The following is an 18865-nucleotide window of genomic DNA, read 5'->3' on the forward strand; positions in this document are numbered from 1 at the left end:
CCTGAGCCAGGAGCAAACTCTTCATCGTGGTTTTGTAAATATTCGTCCCAACGAAACCAAATCCATCCCGGCCCCGACTCTCGATTCAATATATCCAAATATGCACAAGGCATATTATATGGTATGTTTCTTAATTCGTGTTCCTCTCGAACAGGTCCTCACCCGTTCTCGATTCTTATAATCTCCACAATATTTCAATGAACTTCCATCCACTCCGCCCTTGGACCCTGCGACCCTCCCGGCTTCGTTTCCCTTAGGTGTTTCCCTAAGCGGCTGCAAATATACAACTGTTTTTTAACCTGGCAACTTATTTCGAAAAAAAATATTCTTTCTTTTTTTTCCCAGACCAACCAACATATAAATGAACCTTTTTCCGCCCCCGATTCAGAACTCGTCTTCCTCGCTAGCGGGGTGCAAATCTACAACCTATTTTCTAATGAACAAGACTTTTTTGCAAAATAAATACAAGGTTTTTTCACGTGTGACGACAACCAATTTATTTACAGCACTTTACACTCAAAATAAAAAAAAGCGGTATTAAATTTAATAAAAAAATCAATACATATTATAGTTGATTATATTAAAATCTTACAGGCAAACTAACACCATACCAACTAAAACAATCGTATAACAACCATAAGCCTCATAGCCCTTCTTTAAGACTACAGCAAAACATAACACTATTCTATTGCGGACATGAATAGTTCATATTATCTTTGACACCCTATAATATGTACAAGAAATGATTAAAATTACACTTCCCGACGGATCGGTCAAGGAATTTGAAAAAGCAACTACGCCATTAGAGGTTGCAAAAAGTATAAGCGAAGGATTAGCCCGCAATGTTATTTCGGCAAAATTCAACGAAACTATTGTTGAAACCACTACCCCGCTAGAAACAGACGGCAGCTTAGTACTATTCACCTGGAACGATAAAGAAGGAAAAACAGCTTTTTGGCATTCAACTTCACATATTGTAGCGCAAGCTATTGAGGAATTGTACCCTGGAGTTAAACTAACTATAGGACCCGCCATAGAAAACGGCTTCTATTACGACGTAGAATTACCAAATGGCTCTATTTCAGAAAAAGATTTTACCGCTATAGAAAAGAAGGCTTTAGAGATTGCCCGTGGAAAACACGACTATAAAATGAGAGCGGTATCAAAAGCCGATGCACTTGCATTCTATAAAAAGCAAGGCAACGAATACAAGGTAGAGTTGATTGAAAACCTTGAGGATGGCACCATTACGTTTTGTGATCACGATACATTTACAGATTTATGTAGAGGTGGACACATTCCTAATACCGGTATTGTAAAGGCTATAAAAATATTAAGTGTAGCAGGTGCATACTGGAGAGGTAACGAAAACAACACACAACTTACACGTATATATGGTATCTCATTTCCAAAACAAAAAGAGCTTACCGAATATTTGGCACTTTTAGAAGAAGCAAAAAAGAGAGATCACAGAAAGCTAGGTAAAGAACTAGAACTATTTACTTTTTCGCAAAAAGTAGGTCAAGGACTACCATTATGGCTACCTAAAGGTGCTGCCTTACGTGAACGCCTTGAAAACTTTTTAAAGAAAGCCCAAAAGAAAGCCGGATATGAAATGGTGGTTACACCACATATTGGTCAAAAAGAATTATATGTCACCTCTGGACATTATGAAAAATATGGTGAAGACAGCTTTCAACCTATACATACACCCAAGGAAGGTGAGGAATTTCTTTTAAAACCGATGAATTGCCCTCACCACTGTGAAATCTACAATACAAAACCATATAGCTATAAGGAACTACCTAAAAGATTTGCCGAATTTGGAACAGTATATAGATATGAACAAAGCGGTGAATTACACGGATTAACAAGAGTACGCGGATTTACTCAAGATGATGCACATATTTTCTGTACACCAGATCAACTGGACGAGGAATTTAAAAATGTAATAGACCTATCCTTATATGTACTGGGATCCCTTGGATTTGAAAATTTTACCGCACAGGTCTCTGTACGTGATCTGGACAATCCGGAAAAGTACATTGGCTCAGTGGAAAATTGGGAAAAAGCAGAACAAGCTATCATCAATGCCGCTAAAGAGAAAGGATTGAATTTTGTGATTGAAGCCGGTGAAGCAGCCTTCTATGGTCCTAAACTAGATTTCATGGTGAAAGACGCGCTTGGAAGACAATGGCAACTAGGTACTATTCAGGTAGATTACAACTTACCTGAAAGATTCGACTTAAGCTACAAAGGCAGTGATAACGAGCTACATAGACCCGTGATGATACACCGTGCCCCATTTGGTAGCATGGAGCGTTTTATAGCTTTATTATTGGAACATACTGGAGGTAATTTCCCATTGTGGCTTACCCCAGAACAAGCTATAATTTTACCTGTAAGCGAAAAACATGAAAAATATGCCGAAAAAGTTTTAAAATCCCTAGAAAATAACGAAATTCGCGCCCTTGTAGACAGTAGAAATGAGACTGTAGGCAAGAAAATACGTGAAGCAGAAATGGCTAAGATACCTTTTATGCTGATCGTGGGAGAAAACGATGAGGCTGACAACACTATATCTGTTCGTAAACATGGAGGTGAAGATTTAGGAGCAATAAGCATTGCAACGTTCACAGACTTGGTTAACACAGAAATAAATAGTACCTTAAAGACGTTTTAAATAAAAGTTTAATTAAAAAGAATTAGTCATAGCAATACGTAAAAGATTTAGACCGCAACCTAGAAGGGAAAATAAGAATCCTCATAATATTAATGAGAAGATTACGGCCCCTAAAGTTAGGTTAGTTGGTGACAATGTTGAAGTAGGTGTATATCCTTTTCCTCAGGCTCTTGAAAAAGCAGAAGAATTAGGTTTGGATTTGGTGGAAATTTCACCAAAGGCAGACCCTCCTGTTTGTAAGATTATGGAGTATAAAAAGTTTTTATACGAACAGAAGAAAAGGGATAAAGCCATGAAAGCGAAAGCTTCAAAGGTTGTTGTTAAAGAAATAAGATTTGGTCCCAATACTGATGACCACGATTATGAATTTAAAAAGAAACATGCCGAAAAGTTCCTTAAAGAAGGAGCAAAATTAAAAGCATATGTCTTTTTTAAAGGACGATCAATTGTCTATAAAGACCAAGGTGAGATTTTATTATTGAGGTTAGCATCTGAATTAGAAGAATTAGGAAAAGTTGAACAGATGCCTAAACTAGAAGGAAAGCGTATGACAATGTTCATAGCTCCTAAGACAAAAGGAAAATAAAATTTCGGTTTTTTAAAATCGAATATTAGAATACTGAATGCTGTCCGCCATTGGTGGACAGTTCAGCATAAACAAGTGAGATTAATATATAAACTAGGAGAAAATGCCTAAACAAAAAACAAAATCCAGTGCTAAGAAGCGTTTTAAGCTAACGGGTACCGGTAAAATTAAAAGAAAGCACGCCTTTAAGAGTCACATTCTTACGAAAAAGTCTAAAAAGCGTAAGCTTGCTTTAACTCATGATACATTGGTTCACCAACATGATGTTAACAGCATTAAAGAACAATTACGTTTAAAGTAATTTTAGTTCTTTAAAAAGGTAAAATTATTAACCATGGAGTTAGGCAATCAAAGTTCCTTAAAATAAAAAGGACGCCTACTACAAAAAATTAGAAAGAAATGCCAAGATCAGTAAATGCAGTAGCTTCAAGAGCCAGAAGAAAAAAGGTAATGAAGCAAGCCAAAGGTTACTTTGGAAGACGTAAAAACGTTTGGACAGTAGCCAAAAACGCGGTTGAAAAAGCAATGTTATATGCTTACAGAGACCGTAGAAACAAGAAAAGAACTTTTCGTTCATTATGGATTACCCGTATTAATGCAGGTGCCAGACAGCATGGAATGTCTTACTCTCAATTTATGGGAAAAGTAAATGCTAATAACATTGAACTTAACAGAAAAGTTCTTGCAGATTTAGCAATGAACCACCCAGATGCCTTTAAGGCAGTTGTAGATCAGGTAAAATAAATTAATAACAATCTCACTTTTGAAAAATCCGATTCTTACGAATCGGATTTTTTGATTTTAGCGATAGCCGCTTTAAATTCTTGCCAATCAATTAGCTCATCACCATTCTTATCATAACCTTCAATCAATTTTGACGAAACAATACCTCTAATAAATCCACTTATTTCTGCTTGTTTCAACAATTTTACAATTTCAGATTTGGTCAACTTTTGATCATTATCCTCATCAAAAAAATTAAATGCCATTTCTGGTGTTTCAAAATGATTTGTAATCAGTATTTGAATTTTGTTCAGAATAGATTCTTCAGTAGTCATAAACTATGTTTTTCTTTTAATTTAAATAAATATCAACTTCCCCACAAGGTCAAGACAATGTTTCTGCCGGAAGCATAATTTCTATGTTCACATAAATATATTCCTTGCCATATTCCCATATTTAACTTACCATTGGATACCGGAACTTGAACAGACGAGCCCATTAATGAAGCCTTTATGTGTGCAGGCATATCATCCGAGCCTTCATATTTATGTTTATAATAAGGTTCATTTTCAGGCACAAATCTATTTATATAGGACTCAAAATCTTCTCTGACCGTGGGATCAGCGTTTTCATTAATGGTTAAACTAGCAGATGTGTGTTTAATAAATACCTGTAGCATACCAACATCAATTTCTTGAATCTCTGGTAAATGTTCTAAGATTAGGCTGGTGATAATATGAAAACCTCTTTGGTAAGGCGGTAAACTAAACTGTCTTTGAAATAACTTCATACCTGGTAATTATTAATTAAAGGTAAAACTTTGATCTTTAAAGTACATGTTAACTTCCATTCAAATATCTTTACCATAAATTAAATAATTTATGGATTTATCAAAGATTAAAATGGTTGTTTCAGACATGGATGGCACCTTACTTAACTCTAACCACCAAGTCAGTGAACAATTCTTTGAGCTCTTTAAAGAATTACAATCTAGAGACATCACATTTGTTGCTGCCAGTGGCAGACAATACAATAGTATAATTGATAAGCTTGCTCCCATAAAAGACGAAATAATTGTTATTGCCGAGAACGGTGGATTTGCCAAAAAGCAGGATACCGAAATTCTAGTTACGCCATTAGACCAACAACGAGTAGCAGAAATCTTAGCTACTTTAAATAAAATCCCCAATATACACCCTGTTCTTTGCGGTAAGCATCAAGCCTATTTAACCAATAAATCGAATGAATTTGTAAATAAATTGGCAGAATATTATACAGAGTTTGAAATCATAGATAACTTAAATACGTTTACTTCCGAAGTAATAAAAATTGCCATTTATCATTTTGAAAGTTCAGAACAATTTATATACCCATTTGTAAAACATTTTGAAAAAGATTTAAAAGTTAAAGTCTCCGGCGAGAACTGGTTAGATATATCTAACATGAACGCTCATAAAGGTTATGCGTTGTCAAAAGTCATGGACAGCTATAATCTTAAATCTAATGAAATAATGGTATTTGGAGATTATAATAATGACCTAGAAATGCTTGCACTATCAGATTACGGTTTTGCAATGGCAAATGCGCATCCAAACGTAAAAAAGGTTGCCAAATACAGCACATTGAGCAATGATGATAATGGGGTTGAACATATACTTAAAATGCTGGTAAAATAAAGAGTAGCCAACTTAACGTTTAAACACGATATCTATGCTATTTTACCGCAGGTTTCAACTCACTAGGCACATACCCCATGGTTCTTTTAAAAGCTGTAGTAAAATGTTGTGGATTAGCATAACCAACCTCATAAGCAGCATGTGCAATTGTAGCCCCGTCTTGAGTAATTAAACTTTTGGCAACTTCCATTCTTAACGCAGTGATATATTTAAATACGGTAACCCCGTACAACTTTTTGAAATCCCTTTTCAACTTAGTAGGATTAAACCCAGCTAAATCTGCCAAATCAATTATTTTTAATGGCTCTTTCAAATTTTTTCTGATATAATCCTCAACTCTCACTAAGGCCAAATAATCGGAATTTAAAAGTTTTACATTATTCTTAGAAACTCTTGAAGTTTGTCTTCCTAAAAGAAAATCTATCAACAATACCGTAAGCTTACTTTCCAGATATTTTTTTCTTAAATCACCTGTATAAGGACATTGAATGATCTCATTTATTTTACTACGAATATTTGGTGGAATAAATTTACTCTTATCCCATAGTACAAATGAATTGGAATTTTGGATAGCATTCTTCAACTTCTTAAAAGATTTTTCAAATTCTTTACCTAACAAATTCTTTAGCAAACTAGGTTTAAGGTATATCTCAAAAGATTTTGCATTTCCCTTAAAAAACATATCTCTACCCACTGTAATTGGATAATAGAACATATTACAATGATTTTCTGGAATTTGCACCAAATACTTTATGTGTTTAAGCGGCTGATAACCATAAGCACCTTCTAATGAGAAGTGTAATTTTATTAGATGTTCATCGCTAGAAACACAAATCTCCGAATCAAATTCCCGTAATACTTCATCATTAGAAAACTCCACTCCCTTAATAAAAGAACTATTGTTCTTAGTAGTCACCTCTACCTCATTAAACTGTACCGAATTGTTTAGAAAACTATTATCAAACAGTTCTTCTACCTTTATTTCTTTCCTTAACAATTCCTTCTTCATATACATTGACTACCGCAAACCAATACTTCCTTTTGCGTATGTTTAAATTCCTTTCTCGGCACTTGTCTTTTCATTCCTTCTTTAGATTTGCAAAACTAATTTATTTAGACTAAATCTTAATAAAGATAGTAACCTTTTTTAAATCAAATGAAAAACCATTTTACCGTCATTTTTATATTACTCTTTGCATCTGCTCATTCTCAAGAGTTACTTAGTTCTATTTCAGGAACTGTTAAAGACGATTACAACAATCCTTTAGCTTTTGCAACTGTGATGATAGAGGGTCTTAAACTAGGCGTTTTAACAGACGCCAACGGAAGCTTCCTCATTGAAAATGTACCACAAGGAAAACACAATGTTGTTGTTTCTTTTATTGGTTATAGAACACTTTTTAAAACCGTTGAAATTACCAGTAGTAAAAAGAAAATTACAGTCAATTATAAGTTAACGGAAAGTGTTGAAAACCTAGACGAAGTCAATGTTAATGGCAAATCTAAAGAGACGGAGATAGAAACCAAAGGTTTTGCTGTTAATGCCATAAAAACTGAAGAAGCCAGTATTAGAAATATTCAGACCAACGAATTATTAAACACTACTGTTGGTGTAAAAATTAGACAAAACGGCGGACTTGGTTCTAATGTAGAATACTCTTTAAATGGTTTATCAGGAAACTCGGTTAGTATTTTTATTGACGGCATACCCATTTCTATGTACGGTTCTTCTTTTAGTTTGAACAGTATTCCTCCTTCAATGATAGAAAACATTGAAGTTTACAAGGGAGTGATTCCCGGACATTTGGCTGATGATGCACTAGGTGGAGCAATAAACATTGTAATGAAAAAAGGCGCACGTAATAATTTAAATGCTTCCGTATCATATGGATCATTTAATACATTACAAGCCAACATTAACGGTTTGTATCGTTTTGATAAATCTGGTTTTACCGTCAAAGCCTCTGGTTTTCATAATTATTCTGACAATGATTATGAAATTAGCGGAAGAAATATTGTAGATAAAGGTCTAGGAGGTGTTGAAACACTTATTACAGCAAAAAGATTTAATGATGCTTATAGGTCTACCGGAGGAACAATACAGGCAGGTTATACTGACGTAAAGTGGGCGGATCAGTTTTTTATTGGTGTTACAGGTTCCGATGATTACAAAGAAGTGCAACACGGTGCTTTTGTTACTAAAATACCGTATAAAGGCAGATTTTTAGAGTCCGATGCGTTGTTGGCTAATTTGACATATCTTAAAAAAGATATCTTTTTTAAAGGTTTAGATGTAAATGTTACCGGATTAGTTGGGGAGAGAAACCGTATTTTGAATGACACCACAGCCGAGGCATATAGCTGGACCGGAAATAGAGCTATAGATTACAAAGGCGATGAATTTGAATATTCTTGGGGATCCCAACAAGAAGGCGGTCCAACACTACTAAACATCAACAGGAAAGTTGCTTCTATAAGAACAGGAATTTCTTATGAAATAAATAAAAACCATAAAGTATTTCTTAACCACGTCTACAGCGGACTTGACCGGGAAGATAGTGATGAAATGATATCACTTTTAGAAAACACCTTTCAACAAACCAGTGATATCTACAAAAATATATACTCCTTAAGTTATGAGCTAAATGCTATTGATGATAAATTAAAAGTGAATCTGTTCGGTAAGCACTATAGACAAAAGGTATTAAATACATTTCCTAGGTTCAACAGCAACGCCACAGAGGTTATTGATGAAGTTTACCAAAGCAATAAAGACTATAATGGTTACGGGTATGCAATTTCTTATCTGCTTATAAAAAATCTTAATATTCTCACCTCTGCTGAAAAAGCTATTCGTCTACCAAATGAGAACGAAGTATTTGGTGATGCTGGAGAAAATATTGAACCCAATCTTACCATTGAACCAGAAACCAGCAATAATTATAACCTCGGTTTTAGATTCGGAAGGTTCAACATAAAAAATCACGCACTTACCGTCTCTACCAATCTATTTTCCCGAAAAATTCAAAATTTAATTGGCTTTCCCGGTGATGCTCAGGATAATCAAGAATTAGGAGAAACTATTCAATATGGAAATTTTGATAGGGAAACCACTTCTAAAGGGGTAGAAGCAGAAATCAGCTATAACTTTAAGGACAACTTTGGATTTAATTTCAACCTGTCCAAACTAACGCTTCAAAGAAAAAATCTTCAAGATAATATTGTAAACTCTCCAAATGTTCCCTTGTTTACAATGAACACTTCGCTACGGTATTCATTCAATAATTTTATTCAAAATACAGCACGTTTTAATCTTTTTTACAATGCTTACTTCACAGATGAATTCTCCTATAAAGAGGAACAAGGTACTAATGTGGCAGGTTTAGAAGAGTTTTTAATTCCAACCCAATTTATTCAAGATTTTGGATGTAGTTACGTGTTTCCAAATAAAAGGGTTTCTATAAGCCTTGATGTCAAAAACGTATTTGATGAAGTTGCCTATGACAATTTACGGGTGCAAAAACCAGGAAGAGCATTTTATCTAAAACTGAATTACATAATCAATAATTTTTAAATATCTAAATAGAATATATTATGAAACGACCATTATTAAATTTAAAATCATTTGCCATTGCTATAGCTGCAGTAGGGTTTATGGCTTCTTGTAGTAGCGATGACGACACTGTAACTCCAGAAACTGAACAAGAAGAGGAAGAGCAAGAAGAGATAGAGGAAGAAGCAGAAGTAGCTTCAAGATGGATAACTATTGCCGGAGCTAAAATGGGTGAAGAACCTGGAGATGGTAACGGTGGAACATTAATTTATTCTGTTACTAGTGAAGATGCCAAAGACCCAACGGTACAAATAGACCCATTTAATAATGGTTTTATAGCACCATCTAACAGAACTGCAAGATTACAAGCTTCAGAAGATGGCAATACCATATTCAACATTAGTTACGCTGGTGATACCGGTGGTAATTACACCAAATACATTGTAAATGGAGGACAAGATTTTGAACAAACAGGATCAGAAATTAGTATTGCAGAATATGTAGGTACTGCTCCTAGATGGATTAAATTATTTGATGGTGATAAAACTGGCTGCGCAGTAAGAGTAGATATTGAACATATAGTTGATGATAATGGTACTCCTGATGATGTAACAGACGATTCTTATGTTCGTACAAGCCAAACCGTAGGTATAGTGACATTAGATTTGGTAGATTCCCAAATCAACAACTTCCAACAAATTGATTTATCTATAGGCGAAGAATTAGAATCTCAAGGGTATTACATTGGCAGAATTGATATGCCAACATTAAATGCCGCCGGAGACAAATTATACATTGGAGCTCGTATGAATAAAGTTGATCCTGCAACTTTAACTAGAGATGAAGAAAATGCAGCTGATCTTGAAAGTGATAGCGATTATGAGATTTTAGGTTCTAAAACGATAGTAGTAGATTATCCTTCTTTGGAAAACCCTACAATAATCACTTCTACAGTAGGACATGGAAACACTAATGGTTACCGTAGCATTAACGCTTTTGAATACAATGGAAGTGTTTATCAAGCCAATCAAAGTGACCCAGAAGGTTCTCATATCCTAAAAATTGGAGCAGACAATTTATATGATGATTCTTATGATTTTAATCTAGATGCTGCTTTAGGTGTTACCGGTGCTTATGTTTTAGCTTGGAGACCTGCTGCCAATGGTAAAGCTGTTTTAGCTTACCGTCATGATGGGTCTGCAGAAGGTATTTCCGGTAGAGGGGAAAGCTTTTTTGCCTTAGTTGATTTGAACGCAAAGACAGCAACCTTAATCAATGATATTCCTTATGAAGTAGATTTTGAATTGTTTCAATACCAAGGGTATGCTGTTGATGGAACAGAAATCTATCTTACTCAAGCTCCAGTTGGTCAAAATGGAAACATTTACATTGTAGAAACTGAGACCGGTGAAGTAACCAAAGGTGCGGAATTAATCAATTCCACAGGTAGTCATTTCATTGGCGCTTGGTAATCTTTAAAATTAACAGTTTTAAAATACCATTATCGGCTATTACCGGTAATGGTATTTTTTTTGGATACCTCTTAAAATAAAAATTAGGTCTTTTGTTTTTTCTTTTTTGCTGCAGGAAACAAAACGTTATTCAATATTAAACGATATCCTGGCGAAGTTGGGTGCAACTCCAATTCCGTTTTTGGATCCCCTACCCTATGTTGATAATCTTCTGGATCGTGTCCGCCATAAAAAGTAAAGAATCCCTTTCCTTTAATGCCGTGAATATATCTTGCTTCTTCGTTTATCTTATTCTCACCTAACACTAAAACAGTCGGCTTTATTTCAGAGCGTGTAAAGGCAGTTGTTTGCCCCATGAACCCTTTTACCAAAGAAGTATGGTTTTGACATAACATAGTAGGCACAGGGTCCCATTTTGCAGAAAAATCCATCAAAGAAAAATAATCCGACTCCTTAGGCACATTTCCCCTTTTACTGGTCATATCAATAGTAGAAAATTCATATTTAAGAGGGCTACGCTCCAATATAAAATCTGTGAACGCAAAGGTTTTACCATAATCTAAATTAGCCTGGTAATTTGGATCAGACGCATCGCCATCGAACATAGGTTCAACTATATCTATACCATCTGCCGCCAAAGCAATATCAAAACTATCTGTGGCGGAGCACATGGCAAACATAAAACCACCGCCGATCACATAATTTCTAATCTTTAATGCTACAGCTCTTTTTTCTTCTGAAACCTTATCGTAACCTAACTTTTTAGCCAATTTTTCGGCATTTTTTTTACCTTCTATATACCATGGGGTTGCTCTATACGCACCATAAAATTTACCATACTGACCGGTAAAATCCTCATGATGCAAATGCAACCAATCATACAAAGCTAGTTTATCCCCAAGTACCTCTTCGTCATAAATGGTGGTATAAGGTATTTCTGCATAGGTCAAAGCCATTGTTACAGCATCATCCCAAGGTTGTTTATCCTTAGGGGAATACACCGCAATACGCGGAGCTTTTTCTAATATAACAGCATCTTGATTTTTTGATGGGCTACTAATTTCATCCAAAATAGCATTAGCCTGTCCATCAGAAATTATTTCAAAGCTTACTCCCCTTATTTGACATTCTTTTCTAATACTTTCCCCATCTGGCAATAAAAAAGAACCGCCTCTGTAATTCAGTAACCATTGTACTTTTTGCTGTTTGGACAAAACCCAATAAGTTATGCCGTATGCTTTTAAATGATTTTTTTGAGTATCGGCATCCATAGGTATTAAAATTGATGAAGCAAATACTTGTACCGATAGTAAAAGAAAGAAAATTGAACTTACAATTTTAGACATATTATTAATTTCATTCACTCAAAGATAGAGCAAATAATAAGGTAGAATAACCAAGAACTTGTTAAAGCCATTATAGTTAAGATAATGAACAGTAATGAAAAACAATTGCAACAAAATAAAAAAAGTCCTCTAAACGAGGACTTTTTTAAAAATATTAATTGAACCCAAACTTAGAACGGTACATCATTATCCTCTTCAAAATCTGGACTATTGTTCATACTACTGCCAAAAGCGTCATCTGCACTTGGTAAATTTTTAGTTGCGAACGGATTCTCTTCGTTTGCGTTCATTTTCGATTGAAATTCAAAAGGAGAGTCAAAATCATCAAGGTTGTCAAACTTACCTTGATTACCGATAAACTTAAGTCTAATATTCTCTAGTCCACCATTACGGTGTTTGGCTACAATAAATTCTGCCTGACCTTGAGTTGGAGTATGCTCCTCATCATCCCACTCTTCAATCTTATAGTATTCTGGTCTATAAATAAATGATACAATATCCGCATCTTGCTCAATTGCACCAGATTCCCTCAAATCTGATAATACCGGTCTTTTACTACCTCCACGTGTTTCTACCGCACGAGATAATTGGGATAGTGCAATTACCGGAACGTTCAATTCCTTTGCAAGGGCTTTTAAGTTTCTAGAAATAGTAGAAATTTCTTGTTCCCTGTTTCCTCCTTTTTGACTACCACCAGCTGTCATTAATTGCAAGTAATCGATCATGATCATTTTAATACCATGCTGAGAAGCCAATCTTCTTGCTTTGGCACGTAAATCGAAAATAGAAAGTGACGGGGTATCATCAATAAACAAAGGTGCCTTTTCCAATGATTTCACTTTTACGTTCAACTGCTCCCACTCGTGTTTTTCTAGTTTACCGGTTCTCAATTTTTCTGAAGACAACCCTGTTTCAGATGAAATTAACCTGGTAATAAGCTGTACCGATGACATTTCCAGTGAAAAGAAGGCTACCGGCATATTTGAGTTTACCGCCATATTTCTTGCCATAGACAAGGTTAATGCCGTTTTACCCATACCAGGTCTTGCCGCTACAATGATCAAATCACTTGGCTGCCATCCTGAGGTAAGTTTATCTAGTTTGTCAAAACCAGAAGGTATACCACTCATACCCTCTTTACCAGCAATCTCCTCTATTCGCTTTTTTGCTTGGATCACCAAATCCTGAGCGGTCTCTGCAGATCGTTTTAAGTTACCTTGGGTAACATCATAAAGTTTAGCTTCAGCAGTATCCAATAAGTCAAAAACATCTGTAGCTTCATCGTAGGCCTCTTCAATTATCTCACCGGATATCTTAATAAGACTACGTTGAATATATTTTTGAAGTATAATACGGGCATGAAACTCAATATGCGCCGAAGATGCTACTTTTTGGGTCAGTTTTATAAGGTAAAAATCACCTCCACAAACTTCTAATTTGCCAGATTTCTTCAATTGGGAAGAAACGGTTAATAAATCTACAGGTTGTGATTCTTCAAACAAAATAAAGATGGCTTCATAAATGAACCTATGAGCGTCTTTATAGAAAACATCGGGATGCAAAATATCGATAACTTCATCGACACCCTTTTTATCTATCATCATAGCGCCAAGCACAACCTCCTCTAAATCAACGGCTTGTGGTGGTATTTTACCTTTCTCAAGGTTTATAATAGTAGATTTGTCGATCTTACGACCAACAAAAGGTTTTGTGTTCTCCATAATGCGAAAGTATACAATTAACCTTTAGTTAACGTGAAAAACATAAATTTCGATGTTCACAGTTGACTAACAATTGACTGTTAATAAATTACGATTTTCTGTTGATAACATAAAAAAACCGAGGAATAAAATCCTCGGTATATTTTTTTGAAGCCTAAAATGCAGATTAGCCGTTGAAAACACCCATTTGGGCATATTTTTCCATACGCTGATTTACCAATTCTTTTGGTGATAACTTTTGCAATTCTTCAAAATGGGCAGAAATTTTATTTTTTACCGTATCAAAAGTTTTTTCTCTATTGGCATGCGCCCCACCTGCAGGTTCGCGAATAATTTCATCAATTAGCTTTAATTTTTTCATATCGGTAGCAGTCAATTTCAAAGCTTCTGCAGCTCTTTCCTTATACTCCCAGCTTCTCCATAAAATAGAAGAGCAAGACTCTGGTGAAATTACCGAATACCAAGTATTCTCTAACATTAACACCTTATCTCCAACACCTATTCCCAAAGCTCCACCAGATGCACCTTCACCGATAATAACAACTATAACAGGCACTTTTAAACGTGTCATTTCAAGAATATTTCTTGCAATGGCTTCACCTTGTCCTCTTTCTTCTGCCTCAATACCTGGGTATGCACCCGGAGTATCTACCAAACAAACCACAGGAACCTGAAATTTTTCAGCAGATTTCATTAAACGCAATGCCTTTCTATACCCTTCTGGGTTGGCCATACCAAAATTTCTGTACTGACGAGTTTTGGTATTATACCCTTTTTGCTGACCAACGAACATATAACTCTGATCACCAATTTTACCTAAACCACCGATCATGGCCTTATCATCTTTTACGGTACGGTCACCGTGCAGCTCTAAGAAGGTATCGCCACATATAGCTTTGATATAATCTAAAGTGTAAGGTCTATTTGGGTGTCTTGACAACTGTACGCGCTGCCAAGCAGTTAAGTTCTTATAAATCTCCTTTCTGGTATTAGAAAGTTTTTTTTCTATCTGCTTACAGGTTTCAGTAACATCTACATCACTTTCTTCACCAATTACCATGCACTTGTCCAATTGCTCTTCCAATTCTTTAATAGGAAGTTCAAAATCCAAATATTCCATATTTCAATAAAGTTTCTTTAGTTGCGGCTCAAAGATAAAACTTTAATACCTAAATCTTGGGTACCCTTTTTTTAATATTTGCTCTTTGTTTCAAAATACCGTTCGCAATGACGGTACTGAGTATAATTAAGGCTCCCACATAAAACATAGGTTTCATTTTTTCTTCTGAGCCAAATATAAACCATGCTAGCAAAATACCGTACACAGGTTCTAAATTTGTGGTAAGCATAACTGTATATGGCGTTAAAATCTTCATCACCTTGACCGAAGCTATGAACGCATAGGCAGTACATACAACAGCTAAAATGGACAAATAGATCCAATCTGAAGTAGGTAAAACAACCAAGGACATATTCCAATCTCCTTTAACAATTAAAACAATGGACAAAAACAAAACCCCTACTCCCAATTCATAGAATGAAATAACAGAGGGTCTATGGTTTTGAACCAATTTACCATTGATCAACGAAAACACTGCGGCCAAAAAAGCAGATATCAATGCTATGGTCATACCAAATACATATTGCGCCTCAACTTTAAATATTAAATAAAGCCCTACTACCACCAACAGCCCGAAAAAAATTTCGTACCCTATAATTTTACGTTTATACCAAAAGGGCTCCATTAATGCCGTAAAAAAAGCACCTGTAGACATCATGGCAAGAGCAACCGATACCGTAGAAACCTTTATTGCCAAGAAGAAAGTTACCCAATGTAATGCTACCACAACGCCACCACCCAGCAACCACCAAAATGTTTTTCTTGAAATTTTTATACTAAACTTTGTAAACAATAAATAAATCGCAATAAAAAGTGTTGCCAACCCCATTCTGATCCAAACCAATGGTAAAGAATCAATTGTAATCAACTTACCTAAAATAGCGGTAAAGCCCCAAATAAAGACAATGAAATGTAAATGCAGTAGATTTAATATTCTATCTTTTTGCATTTTGAAGTAGATAAAAAGCCAAACATCCAAATACTACATTAGGGATTATTACGGCGAGCAATGGAGAAAAACCAGACTGCTCTGCCAAAGTCCCAAATACCTTATCAAAAAAGATAAATATAAAAGCAATTAAAATACCAAAGGCTAAGTTTGCTCCCATACCACCACGTCTTTTTACAGATGAAACCGATACGGCTATTATCGTTAAAATAAAAGCAGTTAAAGGCAATGCCCATCTTTTATATTTAACCAGTACATATGTATTTATATTAGAAGCCCCTTTTCTTCTCTGATCCTTGATAAAAGTATCCAGTTCAAAAAGATTTTTTGTCTCGGCCACATAAGAAACAGGCGTAAGGTCGCCTATATCAAAAGCAAATATGGTATCTAACCTACGTTTACTTTCTATAATTGCCGTATCACCTAAAACAGTTCGTTTTTTGTACGATGTTAAGCGATAGCTAGAATCTTTGTCCACCCAACGAATATTGGCTGCAGAAATCTTAAAATCCAGTTCATTATTCTCCTTAAAACGTTCAAAAGTAAAGTTGTGCCCCAATTGACGTGCCGGATCAAAACTACTCACATATATAAAATCCGTTTCGTTCAACTGATTAAATATGTTGTTGGTTACCCTATCTTGTTTTCCCTTCTTTAAGTATTTGTATTTAAATTCATTGAAACCTACACTGGCATTGGGTACAATGAACATGGTCATAAAGAACATGAGTACCGCAATTATAGAAGCCCCTATAATATAAGGTCTTAAAAACCGACCGTAAGACACCCCGGAACTTAATATGGCAACAATTTCTGTGTTATTAGCAAGTTTAGAAGTAAAAAATATAACCGAAAGAAACAGGAAAATAGGAAATAATAGATTGCCTATGTAAATGGTAAAGTTCACATAGTACATAACAATTTCATCCAGCGGGGCTTCATTATCGATCATTTTACCGATCTGCTCTGCTAAATTCACCATTATACCAATGGGAATGAACAACAAAAGCATCAACGAAAAAGTTGCCAGATACCGCTTTAGAATGTATTTATCTATTATTGATAGCATTATAGCCTTTTATCCATTTGTTTTACCATCATATCTTTCCAAGTTCTAAAATCACCAGCTATAATATGTTTACGAGCTTCGCGCACCAACCACATATAAAACCCTAAGTTATGAATTGTTGCTATTTGCTTACCTAAATACTCATTGGCGGCAAACAAATGTCTTAAATATGCCTTAGAATACTCATGATCCACAAATGTAGTGCCCATTTCATCAATTGGGGAAAAGTCATCTTCCCATTTTTTGTTCTTTATGTTGATCGTACCATGCGCTGTGAACAACATTCCGTTTCTAGCGTTTCTTGTAGGCATTACACAATCGAACATATCTATACCCAAGGCAATATTCTCCAATATATTAATAGGGGTACCTACTCCCATTAGATACCTTGGTTTGTCTTCTGGTAAAATTTCACAGACTACCTCTGTCATACCATACATTTCCTCCGCTGGTTCACCAACGGACAGTCCTCCAATTGCATTACCCTCAGCGCCTGCATTTGCAATATATTCAGCAGATTGTCTTCTAAGGTCTTTAAAAGTTGACCCTTGCACAATAGGAAAAAAAGTTTGTGCATAATCATATTCAAATGGAGTTTTCTCCAAATGATTTATACATCTATCTAACCACCTATGCGTCATGTGCATAGAACGCTTGGCATAATTATACTCACAAGGATAAGGTGTACATTCATCAAAAGCCATGATAATATCTGCACCTATCACTCGCTGAATTTCCATGACATTCTCAGGTGTAAACAAATGCATAGATCCATCTATATGCGATTTAAATTTTACCCCTTCCTCCTTTATCTTTCTATTGCCTGATAAAGAATATACTTGATACCCTCCGCTATCGGTAAGAATATTTCTATCCCAGCCCATAAATTTATGTAATCCGCCCGCTTTTTTTAAAATCTCTGTTTTAGGACGTAGAAATAAATGATAGGTGTTGCCCAAAATAATATCTGGGTTTATTTCTTCTTTCAATTCTTTTTGGTGCACACCTTTAACCGAGGCAACCGTACCCACAGGCATAAAAATTGGGGTTTCAATTACGCCATGATCAGTAACGACAGTTCCTGCCCTAGCTTTTGATTGTGTATCTGTAGTATGTAATGTAAATTTCAAACTTTCTAATTCTAGCTACAAATATAATGAACTGTTGGTGGTAAAAACTTAATAAAAAGCAAAGATGTTCATCAACAAATTAAATTACATTACCCTCATTTTTGCTTTAAATGAATTGAAATTGACCCAATTGAATAGCAAAACAATAAAGATATTTTACCTCCGTTCTCATGGTATAACGAGAAATGAAACTTCTGGTATTGTATTTGATACGAGTTTCACATAAAACAACAACGATATGAAAAAAACAATTTTAGCAGCTTTTTTAGCTCTTTCTGGATTTTATGGGATTGCCCAAAGCGATTCTGGATTTGGAATTAAAGGGGGATTAAATTACAGTGCGAACGGAGATTATTTTGAATCTGTTGGAGATGCAGCAAGAAACCCGGATAGAAACATAGGATACCATCTTGGTGTTTTTGGGAAAATCGGAGCATCAAAAGTATACTTGAGACCAGAATTGGTATATACCAAAACAAAATCTGATTATGATGGAGCAGATTTTGATATGAGCAAATTAGATGTTCCGGTACTTTTAGGAATTAACGTTGTAGGCCCTTTACACGTTTTTGCCGGACCAGCTTTTCAGTACATTTTAGACACTGAATTTGACGGAATAACCATTGATGATGTAGAAAACGATTTTTCAGTTGGAATGAATATTGGTGCTGGGGTAAGTTTAGGAAAACTTGGAATTGATTTACGTTATGAAAGAGGGTTTAACGATAACGAAGCTTCTTTTATCAATACAAATATTACAAATGTAGGTCCAAGTAGAATAGACACCAGACCAGACCAGCTAATTTTGAGTTTGTCTTTAATGTTATAAAGAAAACA

General features: G+C 35.2%; 18 protein-coding genes. 9 read left to right on the forward strand and 9 right to left on the reverse strand.

Annotation, left to right across the window (positions count from 1 at the left end; translation table 11 throughout):
* From CSC80_RS19620 to rplT, 5 genes are all read left to right on the forward strand, one after another.
* On the forward strand, nt 1-181 hold a 181-nt coding region (locus CSC80_RS19620; RefSeq protein ID WP_236973287.1), incomplete at its 5' end, for a hypothetical protein.
* Nucleotides 182-742: 561 nt separating this feature from the next.
* Nucleotides 743-2683 (forward strand): threonine--tRNA ligase, encoded by a 1941-nt coding sequence (thrS, locus tag CSC80_RS00005; protein ID WP_099188875.1) that lies wholly within the window; start codon nt 743-745, stop codon nt 2681-2683.
* A gap of 34 nt (nt 2684-2717) precedes the next feature.
* Nucleotides 2718-3269: a translation initiation factor IF-3 gene (gene infC, locus CSC80_RS00010; RefSeq protein ID WP_074672980.1), complete on the forward strand. Its 552-nt coding sequence runs from the start codon at nt 2718-2720 to the stop codon at nt 3267-3269.
* 103 nt (nt 3270-3372) lie between these two features.
* Nucleotides 3373-3570 carry a 50S ribosomal protein L35 gene (rpmI, locus tag CSC80_RS00015; RefSeq protein ID WP_047245905.1) on the forward strand — a complete coding sequence of 66 codons (198 nt, stop codon included), beginning with the start codon at nt 3373-3375 and terminating at the stop codon, nt 3568-3570.
* A gap of 98 nt (nt 3571-3668) precedes the next feature.
* Nucleotides 3669-4013, forward strand: a complete 345-nt coding sequence (rplT, locus tag CSC80_RS00020) for a 50S ribosomal protein L20 (RefSeq protein WP_099188877.1) — start codon at nt 3669-3671, stop codon at nt 4011-4013.
* 35 nt (nt 4014-4048) lie between these two features.
* Here rplT and CSC80_RS00025 read toward each other — a convergent pair whose 3' ends face one another.
* Nucleotides 4049-4327, reverse strand: coding sequence for an EF-hand domain-containing protein (locus CSC80_RS00025; RefSeq protein ID WP_071341720.1), 279 nt, complete (start codon nt 4325-4327; stop codon nt 4049-4051).
* A gap of 32 nt (nt 4328-4359) precedes the next feature.
* Nucleotides 4360-4782, reverse strand: a complete 423-nt coding sequence (locus CSC80_RS00030) for a secondary thiamine-phosphate synthase enzyme YjbQ (RefSeq protein ID WP_099188879.1) — start codon at nt 4780-4782, stop codon at nt 4360-4362.
* A 91-nt stretch (nt 4783-4873) separates the two neighbouring features.
* Here CSC80_RS00030 and CSC80_RS00035 point away from each other — a divergent pair, with 91 nt between their 5' ends.
* Nucleotides 4874-5668: an HAD family hydrolase gene (locus CSC80_RS00035; protein WP_099188904.1), complete on the forward strand. Its 795-nt coding sequence runs from the start codon at nt 4874-4876 to the stop codon at nt 5666-5668.
* Between the two features lie 37 nt (nt 5669-5705).
* Here the strand turns inward: CSC80_RS00035 and CSC80_RS00040 are convergent, their stop codons facing one another.
* Nucleotides 5706-6677: an AraC family transcriptional regulator gene (locus CSC80_RS00040; protein WP_180268559.1), complete on the reverse strand. Its 972-nt coding sequence runs from the start codon at nt 6675-6677 to the stop codon at nt 5706-5708.
* Nucleotides 6678-6824: 147 nt separating this feature from the next.
* On the opposite strand from CSC80_RS00040, the gene CSC80_RS00045 reads away from it, so the two are divergent.
* Complete coding sequence (locus CSC80_RS00045; RefSeq protein ID WP_099188908.1) at nt 6825-9242, forward strand: TonB-dependent receptor; 2418 nt, start codon at nt 6825-6827, stop codon at nt 9240-9242.
* Between the two features lie 20 nt (nt 9243-9262).
* Complete coding sequence (locus CSC80_RS00050; protein ID WP_091605600.1) at nt 9263-10693, forward strand: hypothetical protein; 1431 nt, start codon at nt 9263-9265, stop codon at nt 10691-10693.
* 83 nt (nt 10694-10776) lie between these two features.
* Here CSC80_RS00050 and CSC80_RS00055 read toward each other — a convergent pair whose 3' ends face one another.
* The 6 genes from CSC80_RS00055 to tgt all read right to left on the reverse strand — a co-directional run bounded on the left by CSC80_RS00055 (nt 10777) and on the right by tgt (nt 18028).
* Entirely contained in the window at nt 10777-12039 is a 1263-nt protein-coding gene (locus CSC80_RS00055; protein WP_071341715.1) for an asparagine synthetase B, read from the reverse strand.
* Nucleotides 12040-12209: 170 nt separating this feature from the next.
* Nucleotides 12210-13760 (reverse strand): replicative DNA helicase, encoded by a 1551-nt coding sequence (dnaB, locus tag CSC80_RS00060; RefSeq protein WP_058103396.1) that lies wholly within the window; start codon nt 13758-13760, stop codon nt 12210-12212.
* Nucleotides 13761-13926: 166 nt separating this feature from the next.
* Nucleotides 13927-14880, reverse strand: coding sequence for an acetyl-CoA carboxylase carboxyltransferase subunit alpha (locus tag CSC80_RS00065; protein ID WP_099188910.1), 954 nt, complete (start codon nt 14878-14880; stop codon nt 13927-13929).
* Between the two features lie 49 nt (nt 14881-14929).
* Nucleotides 14930-15829: a DMT family transporter gene (locus tag CSC80_RS00070; RefSeq protein ID WP_091605603.1), complete on the reverse strand. Its 900-nt coding sequence runs from the start codon at nt 15827-15829 to the stop codon at nt 14930-14932.
* Entirely contained in the window at nt 15816-16898 is a 1083-nt protein-coding gene (locus tag CSC80_RS00075) for an LptF/LptG family permease (RefSeq protein ID WP_099188912.1), read from the reverse strand. Before CSC80_RS00075 ends, CSC80_RS00070 begins: the two co-directional genes overlap by 14 nt.
* Nucleotides 16898-18028, reverse strand: coding sequence for a tRNA guanosine(34) transglycosylase Tgt (tgt, locus tag CSC80_RS00080; RefSeq protein WP_099188914.1), 1131 nt, complete (start codon nt 18026-18028; stop codon nt 16898-16900). The genes CSC80_RS00075 and tgt overlap by 1 nt, the downstream gene beginning before the upstream one ends.
* Nucleotides 18029-18266: 238 nt before the next feature.
* On the opposite strand from tgt, the gene CSC80_RS00085 reads away from it, so the two are divergent.
* Nucleotides 18267-18857 carry a porin family protein gene (locus tag CSC80_RS00085; RefSeq protein ID WP_058103400.1) on the forward strand — a complete coding sequence of 197 codons (591 nt, stop codon included), beginning with the start codon at nt 18267-18269 and terminating at the stop codon, nt 18855-18857.
* The last annotated feature ends 8 nt before the right edge of the window (nt 18858-18865 follow it).

The organism is Maribacter sp. 6B07, from assembly GCF_002700155.1.
In the GTDB taxonomy this organism is placed as follows: domain Bacteria; phylum Bacteroidota; class Bacteroidia; order Flavobacteriales; family Flavobacteriaceae; genus Maribacter; species Maribacter dokdonensis.